Origin of the sequence: Microbacterium sp. NPDC012755 (assembly GCF_042901325.1) — a bacterium.
Classification (GTDB): Bacteria; Actinomycetota; Actinomycetes; order Actinomycetales; family Microbacteriaceae; genus Microbacterium; species Microbacterium natoriense.
This window is the reverse complement of sequence record NZ_JBIBCT010000001.1, coordinates 2,001,106-2,013,318: the sequence shown is the minus strand read 5'-3', so window position 1 is coordinate 2,013,318 and position 12,213 is coordinate 2,001,106. Positions and strand designations below refer to the sequence as shown.

The 12,213-nt window shown below is 66.7% G+C and carries 6 protein-coding genes; all 6 read right to left on the bottom strand.

The features are described 5' to 3' along the window. Nucleotides 1-47: 47 nt before the first annotated feature. Entirely contained in the window at nt 48-3,923 is a 3,876-nt protein-coding gene (rpoC, locus tag ACFY5A_RS09275; protein ID WP_387233388.1) for a DNA-directed RNA polymerase subunit beta', read from the bottom strand. 86 nt (nt 3,924-4,009) lie between these two features. Beyond that, nucleotides 4,010-7,510 carry a DNA-directed RNA polymerase subunit beta gene (locus ACFY5A_RS09270; protein ID WP_105672635.1) on the bottom strand — a complete coding sequence of 1,167 codons (3,501 nt, stop codon included), beginning with the start codon at nt 7,508-7,510 and terminating at the stop codon, nt 4,010-4,012. Between the two features lie 218 nt (nt 7,511-7,728). Then, nucleotides 7,729-8,337 carry a hypothetical protein gene (locus tag ACFY5A_RS09265; protein WP_341940088.1) on the bottom strand — a complete coding sequence of 203 codons (609 nt, stop codon included), beginning with the start codon at nt 8,335-8,337 and terminating at the stop codon, nt 7,729-7,731. Nucleotides 8,338-8,445: 108 nt separating this feature from the next. Further along, nucleotides 8,446-10,116, bottom strand: coding sequence for an ABC transporter ATP-binding protein (locus tag ACFY5A_RS09260; RefSeq protein WP_387233384.1), 1,671 nt, complete (start codon nt 10,114-10,116; stop codon nt 8,446-8,448). Next, the gene (locus tag ACFY5A_RS09255) at nt 10,113-11,063 is read right to left on the bottom strand and encodes an ABC transporter permease (RefSeq protein WP_105676079.1); all 951 of its coding nucleotides are present in this window, start codon (nt 11,061-11,063) and stop codon (nt 10,113-10,115) included. Before ACFY5A_RS09255 ends, ACFY5A_RS09260 begins: the two co-directional genes overlap by 4 nt. A gap of 34 nt (nt 11,064-11,097) precedes the next feature. Continuing rightward, a complete protein-coding gene (locus ACFY5A_RS09250; protein WP_105676077.1) occupies nt 11,098-12,102 on the bottom strand; it encodes an ABC transporter permease in 1,005 nt (334 codons plus the stop codon). Nucleotides 12,103-12,213 lie beyond the last annotated feature (111 nt).

Here is a 12,213-nt window from a genome sequence, read left to right as displayed (position 1 = left end):
CTCAATCGGCTCGGCCGGACGAGCACGCTCGCCGGCTCTCGCCTCGATCAGTTGTACGTGCCCGGCGTGATGTCGTCCGTCGAGAACGCGTCGAAGTCGACGTAGCCGAAGTCGCCGTCCGCGTACGCGCCGTCGGATGCGAAGATCCGGTTCGGGTAGCGCTCGCTCTTGGCTTCCTCGGTGGCCTCGACCGTGACGTCGCGGTACTTCGAGAGACCGGTTCCGGCGGGGATGAGCTTACCGATGATGACGTTCTCCTTGAGACCGACCAGCGGGTCGCGCTTGCCCTCCATGGCGGCCTGCGTGAGCACGCGGGTCGTCTCCTGGAAGGATGCGGCCGACAGCCACGACTCCGTCGCGAGCGACGCCTTCGTGATACCCATCAGCTCCGGACGGCCCGACGCGGGGCGCTTGCCCTCTGCCACAGCCTCGCGGTTGATCGCCTGGTAGCGCTTGAGGTCGACCATCTCACCCGGCAGCAGGGTCGTGTCGGCGTGATCGACGACGGTGACCTTGCGGAGCATCTGACGGACGATGACCTCGATGTGCTTGTCGTGGATCGGCACACCCTGCGAGCGGTACACACCCTGGACGCCGTTGACGAGGTAACGCTGCACCTCGCGGGCGCCCATGACGCGCATGACCTCCTTGGGGTCGAGCGTGCCCACCAGGATCGGCTGACCGACCGTGACGTGCTGCCCGTCCTCGACGAGGAGGGTCGCGCGGCGCAGGACCGGGTAGACCACTGCCTCGTCGCCGTTGTCGGGCGTGAGGATGACCTTCTTGGCCTTGTCGGTCTCGTCGATCGTGATGCGTCCATCGGCCTCGGCGATCGGCGACGCACCCTTGGGGGTACGAGCCTCGAAGAGCTCCTGGACACGGGGCAGACCCTGGGTGATGTCATCCGCCGATGCCGAACCACCGGTGTGGAACGTACGCATCGTCAGCTGGGTACCGGGCTCACCGATCGACTGGGCCGCGATGATGCCGACGGCCTCGCCGATGTCGACGGTCTTGCCGGTCGCGAGCGAGCGGCCGTAGCACTGCGCGCAGACACCGACAGCGGAGTCGCAGGTCAGGACCGAGCGCACCTTGATGGTCTCGACACCCGCCGCGACCAGCTTGTCGATGAGCACGTCGCCCACGTCGTCGCCAGCGGAGGCGAGGACCTCGCCGGCCGCGTTCACGACGTCGGAGGCCAGCGTGCGGGCGAACACCGAGTTCTCGACGTTCGCGTCGCGCACCAGCTCACCCTGCGAGTTGGCAGCGGCGATCGGGAGCTCGAGGCCCTTCGACGTGCCACAGTCCTCTTCGCGGATGATGACGTCCTGCGAGACGTCCACCAGACGACGGGTCAGGTAACCCGAGTCGGCGGTACGCAGAGCGGTGTCGGCCAGACCCTTACGGGTACCGTGCGTCGCGATGAAGTACTCCGCCACCGACAGACCCTCGCGGTACGAGGAGATGATCGGACGCGGGATGATCTCACCCTTGGGGTTGTTCACCAGGCCTCGCATACCCGCGATGTTGCGGATCTGCAGCCAGTTACCACGGGCGCCCGAGGACACCATGCGGTTGATGGTGTTGTCCTCAGGGAAGTTCGCCTTCATCGCGGCCTGGACCTCGTCGGTCGCCTCAGTCCAGATCTTGATGAGCTCCTGGCGACGCTCCGAGTCGGTCGTGAGACCCTTCTCGTACTGCGACTGGACCTTCGCGGCCTGCTTCTCGTAGCCCGCGACGATCTCCGCCTTGTTCGGCGGCGTGAGGATGTCGCTCAGGGCGACGGTCACACCGGAGCGCGTGGCCCAGTAGAAGCCGGCGTCCTTGATGCGGTCCAGCGACGCAGCCGTCTCGACCTTGGGGTACTCCTCGGCCAGCTTGTTGACGATCTGCGACAGCTTGTTCTTGTCAGCCTGCTCGCGGACGAACGGGTAGCCCTTGGGCAGCGTGTCGTTGAAGATCGCCTGACCCAGCGAAGCGTCGACGAGACCGTGACGCTCGTAGCCCTCGGGAGCGTCGCCCTCGAGGAACGTCAGACCGGGGATGCGGATGCGGACCTTGGCCTGCAGGTCGAGGGTGCCCTCGTCCTTCGCCAGGATCGCCTCGCCCACCGAACCGAATGCACGACCCTCACCGGCTGCGCCCTCCTTGACCGTGGTCAGGTGGTGCAGACCGATGATCATGTCCTGCGAAGGCAGGGTCACCGGGCGGCCGTCGGACGGCTTCAGGATGTTGTTCGACGCGAGCATCAGCACGCGGGCCTCGGCCTGAGCCTCGACCGACAGCGGCAGGTGCACAGCCATCTGGTCACCGTCGAAGTCGGCGTTGAACGCCGCGCAGACGAGCGGGTGCAGCTGGATGGCCTTACCCTCGACGAGCTGAGGCTCGAACGCCTGGATGCCGAGACGGTGCAGGGTGGGTGCACGGTTGAGCAGCACCGGACGCTCGCGGATGATCTCCTCGAGCACGTCCCAGACCTCGGGACGGGTGCGCTCGACGGCGCGCTTGGCCGCCTTGATGTTCTGCGAGTGACCGAGGTCGATCAGGCGCTTGATCACGAACGGCTTGAAGAGCTCCAGAGCCATCTGCTTGGGCAGACCGCACTGGTGCAGCTTCAGCTGCGGGCCGACGATGATGACCGAACGGCCGGAGTAGTCGACGCGCTTGCCGAGCAGGTTCTGGCGGAAGCGACCCTGCTTGCCCTTCAGCATGTCGCTGAGGGACTTCAGGGCGCGGTTGCCGGTACCGGTGACCGGGCGACCACGGCGACCGTTGTCGAACAGTGCGTCGACGGCCTCCTGCAGCATCCGCTTCTCGTTGTTGACGATGATCTCGGGGGCGCCGAGGTCGATCAGACGACGAAGACGGTTGTTGCGGTTGATCACACGACGGTAGAGGTCGTTGAGGTCGGAGGTCGCGAAGCGGCCACCGTCGAGCTGCACCATCGGGCGCAGCTCCGGCGGGATCACCGGGACGACGTCGAGGACCATGGCGGCCGGGCTCATGCCGGTCTCCAGGAACGAGTTGACGACCTTCAGGCGCTTGATCGCGCGGATCTTGCGCTGACCCTTGCCCTCGGAGATCTGCAGGTGCAGGTTCTCAGCCTCGGCCGCGAGGTCGAAGGCCGCCAGGCGGCGCTGGATCGACTCGGCGCCCATGTAGGCCTCGAAGTACTGGCCGAAGCGGTCCTGCAGCTCGTGGAAGACGTCGTCCTCGGGGCGGAGTGCGCCGACCTCGAGCGTGCGGAAGTCCTCCCACACGCGCTCGAGCTTGGCGATCGCCTCGTCGGCACCCTTGCGGATGAGCGACATCTCCTTCTCGGCGGCGTCCTTGACCTTCTTCTTGACGTCGGCCTTGGCGCCCTCCGCCTCGAGAGCGGCGAGCTCCTCCTCCAGCTTCGCAAGGCGCTCCGTGATCTTCGAATCGCGGCGGTCGCCGAGCGTCTTCAGCTCGAGGCGGATGTTGTTCTCCTGCGTGCCCAGGTCGCGGTGACGAGCATCCTCGTCGACCGAGATGACCATGTAGGCGGCGAAGTAGATGACCTTCTCGAGGTCCTTCGGCGCCATGTCGAGCAGGTAGCCGAGACGCGAGGGCACACCCTTGAAGTACCAGATGTGCGTGACGGGCGCGGCGAGCTCGATGTGGCCCATGCGCTCACGACGGACGGAGCTCTTGGTGACCTCCACGCCGCAGCGCTCGCAGACGATGCCCTTGAAGCGGACGCGCTTGTACTTGCCGCAGGCGCACTCCCAGTCGCGGGAGGGGCCGAAGATCTGCTCTCCGAAGAGACCGTCCTTCTCCGGCTTCAGGGTGCGGTAGTTGATGGTTTCGGGCTTCTTGACCTCACCGTACGACCACGCGCGGATGTGGTCCGCAGTGGCCAGGCCGATGCGAAGCTCGTCGAAAGTGTTTGACTCGAGCACAAATTCTCCTGTGTAGGAATTCTTCTGAAGAAATCGGGGAGGTGGGCCGCTGCCCTGGCGTGACGCTCAGGGCAGCGGCCAGAACCTTAGATCTCGTCGATCGAGGCGGCCTCGAAGCGGCTGGAGATGTTGATTCCGAGCTCCTCCGCTGCGCGGAAGGCCTCGTCGTCGGTGTCGCGGAGGTTGACAGCCGTGCCGTCCGCCGAGAGGACCTCGACGTTCAGGCAGAGCGACTGCATCTCCTTCATGAGCACCTTGAAGGACTCGGGGATGCCGGGCTCCTGGATGTTCTCGCCCTTGACGATCGCCTCGTACACCTTGACGCGGCCGAGGATGTCGTCGGACTTGATCGTGAGGAGCTCCTGGAGCGCGTACGCGGCGCCGTAGGCCTCGAGGGCCCACACCTCCATCTCACCGAAGCGCTGTCCACCGAACTGCGCCTTACCACCGAGCGGCTGCTGGGTGATCATCGAGTACGGACCCGTCGAACGCGCGTGGATCTTGTCGTCGACCAGGTGGTGGAGCTTCAGGATGTACATGTAGCCCACCGAGATCGGCGCCGGGAACGGCTCGCCGGAGCGACCGTCGAACAGCTGCGTCTTGCCGCTCGAGTCGATCAGGCGCACGCCGTCGCGGGTCGGGGTGGTCGCGTCGAGAAGACCTGCGATCTCCTCCTCGCTCGCACCGTCGAACACCGGGGTGGCGACCTTGGTGCCGGGGGCGGCCTCGAACGCGTCCTTCGGGAGCTTCACAGCCCACTCCGGAGTGCCTTCGACCTTCCAGCCCTGCTTCGCGATCCAACCGAGGTGGGTCTCCAGGACCTGGCCGAAGTTCATTCGACCGGGGATGCCCAGCGGGTTCAGGACGATGTCGACCGGAGTTCCGTCCGCGAGGAACGGCATGTCCTCGATCGGGAGGATCTTCGCGATGACGCCCTTGTTGCCGTGACGGCCGGCGAGCTTGTCGCCCTCGGTGATCTTGCGCTTCTGGGCGATGTAGACCACGACGCGGCGGTTGACGCCGGAGCCGAGCTCGTCGTCGCCGTCCTCGGCGTTGAACTCCTTGACGGCGATGATCGTGCCCTGCTCGCCGTGGGGCACCTTCAGGGAGGTGTCACGGACCTCGCGGCTCTTCTCGTTGAAGATCGCGCGGAGCAGACGCTCCTCGGCCGACAGCTCGGTCTCGCCCTTCGGCGTGACCTTGCCGACGAGGATGTCGCCGGGGCGGACCTCGGCGCCGATGCGGATGATGCCGCGCTCGTCGAGGTCCTTCAGGAGCTCGGGGCTGACGTTGGGGAGGTCACGGGTGATCTCCTCCTTGCCCAGCTTCGTGTCGCGGGCGTCGACCTCGTACTCCTCGATGTGGATCGAGGAGAGGGTGTCGTCCTTCACCAGGTCCTGGCTGAGGATGATCGCGTCCTCGAAGTTGTAGCCCTCCCACGTCATGAATGCGACGAGGAGGTTCTTTCCGAGTGCCAGCTCACCGTTCTCGGTGGCGGGGCCATCGGCGATGACCTCTCCGACCTCGACGCGCTCACCGGCGTTGACGACGACCTTCTGGTTGTACGACGTGCCCTGGTTGGAGCGGTCAAACTTGCGCAGGTGGTACTCCTGCGTTCCGCCCTCGTCGAGCATGACGACGACGCGGTCCGCGGAGACCTCGGTGACGACACCGGCCTTCTCGGCGGTGAGCACGTCACCGGCGTCGATGGCCGTGTAGCCCTCCATACCGGTTCCGACGAGCGGCGAGTCGCTGCGCAGCAGCGGCACAGCCTGACGCTGCATGTTGGCGCCCATGAGTGCGCGCTGTGCGTCGTCGTGCTCGAGGAAGGGCACGAGCGAGGTCGCGACCGACACCATCTGGCGCGGCGAGACGTCGATGTAGCCGATCTCCTCGGGCAGGAAGAGGTCCACCTCGCCCGAGCCGCCCTTGGGGCGTGCGAGGACGTGGCTCTCGCGGAAGCGGCCGTTCTTGTCGAGCGGGGCGTTCGCCTGCGCGATGTTGAAGTCGACCTCTTCGGATGCCGTGAGGTAGTCGATGCGATCGGTGACGACGCCACCCTCGACCTTGCGGTACGGGGTCTCGATGAACCCGAACGAGTTGATGCGTGCGAACGTCGCGAGAGCACCGATCAGACCGATGTTCGGGCCTTCAGGGGTCTCGATGGGGCACATGCGGCCGTAGTGCGACGGGTGGACGTCACGGACCTCGACGCCTGCGCGGTCACGGCTCAGACCACCGGGGCCGAGAGCCGAGAGACGGCGCTTGTTGGTCAGACCCGCGAGCGGGTTGTTCTGGTCCATGAACTGCGACAGCTGCGAGGTTCCGAAGAACTCCTTGATCGCGGCGACGACGGGGCGCACGTTGATCAGGGTCTGCGGCGTGATGGCCTCGATGTCCTGCGTGGTCATGCGCTCGCGGACGACGCGCTCCATGCGGGACAGACCCGTGCGGACCTGGTTCTGGATCAGCTCGCCGACCGCGCGGATGCGACGGTTGCCGAAGTTGTCGATGTCGTCGGTGGCGATGCGGATCTCGGCCTGCTTGCCGCCGCGGATGCCGTCGAAGCTCTCGACGCCTGCGTGGATGCGCACCAGGTACTTGATCGTCGCGACGATGTCGGCGACGGTCAGCACCGAGTCGGTGAGCGGAGCGTCGAGACCCAGCTTGTGGTTGATCTTGTAGCGACCCACCTTGGCCAGGTCGTAGCGCTTCGGGTTGAAGTAGAAGTTGTCCAGGAGCGCGCGGGCGGCCTCGGCGGCGACCTGCTCGCCCGGACGGAGCTTCCGGTAGATGTCGCGGAGCGCGTCTTCCTTGGTGACGATGGTGTCCTTCGCCAGGGTCTCCTCGATGGAGGGGAAGCCGGCGAACTCGGCGAGGATCTCCTCGCTGGTCAGGCCGAGGGCCTTGAGGAAGACGGTGACCGACTGCTTGCGCTTGCGGTCGATGCGGACGCCGACCTGGTCGCGCTTATCGATCTCGAACTCGAGCCATGCACCACGGCTCGGAATCACGCGCGCAGACACGATGTCCTTGTCGGACGTCTTGTCGGGGGTCTTGTCGAAGTAGACACCGGGCGAACGGACGAGCTGCGACACGACGACGCGCTCGGAGCCGTTGATGATGAACGTGCCCTTGTCGGTCTGCAGCGGGAAGTCGCCCATGAAGACCGTCTGGGTCTTGATCTCACCCGTGAGGTGGTTCATGAACTCGGCCTCGACGTACAGCGGGGCGGCATACGTCTTGCCGCGCTCCTTGCACTCCTCGATCGAGTACTTCTCCGGCTCGAGGTACGGGTTCGTGAACGAGAGCTGCATCGTCTCGCCGAGGTCCTCGATCGGGGAGATCTCCTCGAAGATCTCTCCGAGGCCCGAGATCTCGTTGACGTCGGTGCGCCCCTCGGCCTTCGCCTCGGCGACGCGCGCCTTCCAGGCGTCGTTGCCGACGAGCCATCCGAACGACTCCGTCTGCAGAGCGAGCAGGTCGGGGACAGTCAGCGTGTCGGAGATCTTGGCGAACGAGAGGCGGGATGCTCCGCGTCCGTTCTTGGTGGTGGTGGATGTGGATGCGTTGCGAGCAGCAGCCAAGGGAATAACCTCCGTGAGCCCCGCAGGGCTTCTCGATTCCTTTGTCGTCAGGTGGAGTTCGCGCTCTGAAGCTCAACGAATGCCGACCACCATATGAGGGCACGGAGAAGCGAGCGCAACTACCAACTATACGTGCGATTCCACGACATGGCAAGTCAAATCCTTGACCAATTCCGGATGCTGCGGTATTGGCATCCGCTCCCGTGCTCAGGCGAGGGTCAGGACCACTTCCACGAGGCGAGCACCGACTCGGCGAGCGCGACCCGATCGGCCTGGGCGACCGTGCTGTTGAACGAGAACGTGACGACGAAGGTCGCCTCGTCATTGCTCAGGTAGTACTGCTCCATGGCCGCGGTCACGCCGCCGCCGGACATCTCCGCCGACAGGTGCGCGGCCTCGGAGCCCGCGATGGTCTGACGGGGGTTCACCGTGACATTCGATGCGCCCGCGGCCTTCAGCTCGGCGACGCCCGCGGACTCGACCTGGTCGGCGGTGACCACACCGGCCGGCGACTTCACGACGTTCATGTTGTCGGCGAAGCCGTCGGCATCCGCCACGTCGGCGACGATGCTGTCCGGCGTGAAGTTGGGGATCTCCTGCGTGGGCACCGACCACCCCTCGGGGGCGTTGAAGGTGTACGCGGATCCCGTGATCACGGGGCCCGTCGACGGCGTGGCGCTCAGCTCGGAGGCGCCTGAGCCCGAGGACTCGGATGCCGACGCCGACGGCTTGTCAGAACTCGCAGGGGCGGGGATGGCCGACGAGCACCCGGTGAGCGCGAGCGACGCGGCGAGCAGGACGGCGGCGGAACGGAGCGGGGTGCGCATGCCGCTCAGCCTATCCACAGGATCCGACACCCGCCTGGTGCCGATGCGGAAGACCCCCTGCCGCGACCGACGTTCCGGGGCGACAGGGGGTCTTCGAGAGCGAGCCTTTCAGGACGCGATGTTGAGCTCGTTGCCCGGGATGGACGCGAGCAGGCGCCGCGTGTACGGATCGCGAGGGTTCGTGAAGATCTCCTCCGAGGAGGCCGCCTCCACGAGCGAGCCGTCCTTCATCACGCACACGTAGTCGCTGATGAGCCGCACCACCGCGAGGTCGTGCGAGATGAACAGATAGCTCAGGCCGTACTCGCTCTGGAGGTCGCGCAGCAGCGTGAGCACCTGGTCCTGCACCAGCACGTCCAGCGCCGACACCGGCTCGTCGCACACGATGAGATCCGGCGAAAGCGCGAGCGCCCTCGCGATCGCGACGCGCTGACGCTGACCGCCCGAGAGCTCCGACGGGTACCTCCTCAGCATCGACTGCGGCAGCGCGACGTCGTCGAGGAGCTGACGGACGCGCTTGCGGCGATCAGCGCCGCTGCCCCTCCGGTAGAAGTCGAGGGGCTCGGCGATCAGGCGCTCGATCGTGAACATCGGGTTCAGGCTCGAGTACGGGTCCTGAAAGATCGGCTGCACCCGCTGGCGGAAGTCGCGCGTCTCCGCCTTGCTCAGAGACGACACGTCCTTTCCCTCGAAGCGGATCAGGCCGCTCGTCGGCTCGATCACCTTCAGCAGCATCCTCGCCGTCGTCGTCTTGCCCGACCCCGACTCGCCCACGATGGCGACCGTCTCCCCCCGCGGGATCGCGAGCGAGACGTCGTTCACCGCCACGAAGTCCTCGCCCCGCCCGCGGACGGGGTAGACCTTCGTGAGGTTCTCGATCTCGACGATGTTGTCCACAGGAGCCGACTCCGCCTCTGCCTCCTCCTCGCGCTCCTTCGCGGCGGACACGAAGGCCTCGGGCCGCAGCCGTGCCGCGGCGACGGAGGGCGCGGCCTTCACCAGGGACTGCGTGTACGGATGCTGGGGATCCTCGAGGATCTGCCGCGCCGGCCCCCGCTCGACGACCCGGCCCCTGTGCATCACGACGACCCGCTCGGCCCGCTCGGCCGCGAGGCCGAGGTCGTGCGTGATGAGCAGCACGGCGGTGCCGAGCTCGCGCGTCATCGCCCCGATCTGGTCGAGGATCGTCTGCTGCACCGTCACGTCGAGGGCGCTGGTCGGTTCGTCGGCGATCAGCAGGCGGGGCTTGCACGCGAGGCCGATCGCGATCAGCGCGCGCTGCCGCATGCCGCCGGAGAACTCGTGCGGATACTGCTTCGCCCGCCGCTCCGGGTCGGGGAGACCAGCCGCGGTGAGCGCCTCGACGACCTTCGCCTGCACGTTCTGCCTGTTCGCGAGACCGTGCGCGAGCAGCGTCTCGGCGACCTGCGTGCCGATCTTCGCGACCGGGTTCAGGTTCGACATCGGATCCTGAGGCACCAGGCCGATGTCCCGTCCGCGGATCTTGCGCAGTTCGTGCTCCGGTGCGTGTCCGATCTCCTTGCCGTCGAGTCGGATCGTGCCGCTGGCGATGCGCCCTCCGCCGGCGAGCAGGCCGATGATGGCCATCGCCGTCGTCGACTTGCCCGACCCGGACTCCCCCACGATCGCGACGGTCTCACCCGCCGCGATGTCGAGATCGACGCCCTCGACGGCGTGCACGACGCCGTCCATGGTCGAGAAGTCGACGGCCAGTCCCTCGACGGTGAGCAGCGGCTGTCTCTGGTTCAGATCGTTCATCGTGCCCTCGTCCTCGGGTCCATGGCCTCACGCAGGGCCTCGCCGAACAGTGTGAAGCCGAGCGCGGTGATCGCGATGCAGATGCCGGGGAAGAACGCCAGCCACGGTGCGATCGCCAGTTCGTCCTGCGCGTAGGTGAGCATGCGGCCCCACTCCGCCGTCTCGGGGCGTCCGCCGCCGAGTCCGAGGAACGAGAGCGCTGCCGCGTCGATGACGGCGGTGGCGAGCGTCAGGGTGCCCTGCACGATCACCGGCCCGATCGCGTTCGGCAGCACGTGCGACATGGTGATCCGACCGCGGCCGAGTCCGAGCGTCTGCGCCGAGAGGACGTAGTCGCTCGATCGCTGCTGGAGCATCGACGCCCGCAGCAGACGGGCGAAGATCGGCACGTTCGCCGCACCGATCGCGATCATCACGGCGAACGGCGTCTGCCCGAGGATCGCGGCGATCGAGACCGCGAGCAGCAGGTTCGGCACCGACAGGATGATGTCGACGAAGCGCATGATGAGCGTGTCGACCCACCCGCCGAACGTGCCGGCCAGGAGGCCGAGCAGCATGCCGCCGGCGAGACCCATCACGGTGGAGATGACGCCGACGAGCAGCGACGCCTGGGCGCCCCAGATGAGCTTGGAGAGCACGTCTCCGCCGAAGCGGTCGAGCCCGAGCGGGAATTGCGCCAGCTCCCCCGGTCCGGGGATGTGCGTCGGCGTGATGAACTTCGCACCGGGCAGGGCCGTCTCCGGGTACGGAGCGAGGATGGGCGCGAGGGCGGCGACCAGCAGGAACAGCAGGACGATGCCGGCGCCGATCCAGGCGGTCGGATTGCGGCGGATGCGGCGGAACACGTCGCGCCAGAAGCCGCCGGGTCCGTCCTTGAGGTCCGCCTGGGCGATCGCGACGGTGTCGATGATCTCGCCGCCCTGGGCGGGTGGGAGTGCGACGCTCATGACGTCACCTCATTTCGGATGCTGAGCCGGGCCATCACTGCACCCGCACTCTCGGATCGATGAAGCTGTACGACACATCGACCGCGAGGTTGATGAGCGCGTACGCGATCGCGATGAAGATGATGAACCCCTGGAGGACGGGGAAGTCCCTGGTGAAGATCGCCCTCGCGAGGAACGATCCGATGCCGGGGAAGGCGAACACCGTCTCGGTGAGCACCGCGCCGGAGATCAGCAGACCGGTCTGCAGGCCGATCGTCGTGATCACCGGGAGCATGGCGTTGCGCAGGATGAACCGGTTGCGCAGCGTCGAGGATCCGACGCCCTTCGCACGACCCGTGCGCACGTAGTCCGCGTTCTGCACCTCCAGGACACTCGCCCTGGTGATGCGCACGATGATCGCGAGCGGGATGGTGCCGAGGGCGAGGGCGGGCAGCACGAGATGCAGGATCGCATCCCAGGCGGCGTCGAACTCCCCCGTTATGAGGCCGTCCCACACGTAGAAGCCCGTGGGATGTGTCGCGTCGATCCGCGGGTTCTGACGCCCGTCCGAGGGGAGCCAGCCCAGCTGCACCGCGAAGACGTACTTCAGGATGAAGGCCAGGAAGAACACCGGGATGGTGATGCCGACGAGGCTCAGGACGACCGAGGCGTGGTCGCTCAGCTTGCCGTGGCGGCGGGCCGCCCAGTAGCCGAGCGGGACGCCGACGCCCACCGCGAAGATGAGCGCCATCACGCTGAGCTCGATGGTCGCGGGGAAGCGACGGAAGAACTCCTCGACGACCGGTCGGTTCGTCTGGATGGAGGTGCCGAAGTCTCCCTGCAGGAGACGGCCGACCCAGACGAAGTACTGCTCGATGAGCGGTCGGTTGAAGCCGTACAGCTCGTTGACTCTGGCGATGGCCTCCGGGGTCGCCTTCTCACCGAGAAGAGCGACGGCGGGGCCGCCGGGAAGGGCCCTGACCCAGGCGAACAGCAGGATGCTGAGGCCGATCAGGGTGGGGATGAGGAACAGCAGTCGCCTGCCGATGGTGCGCAGCACGAAGATCTCCTATCACCCGGTCGTCGAGCGAGCGAAGCGAGACGAAACGCAGCTTCCGCAGGTCTCTGCTGCTGCGTTTCGTCTCGTCGCTTCGCTCCTCGCTCAACGACC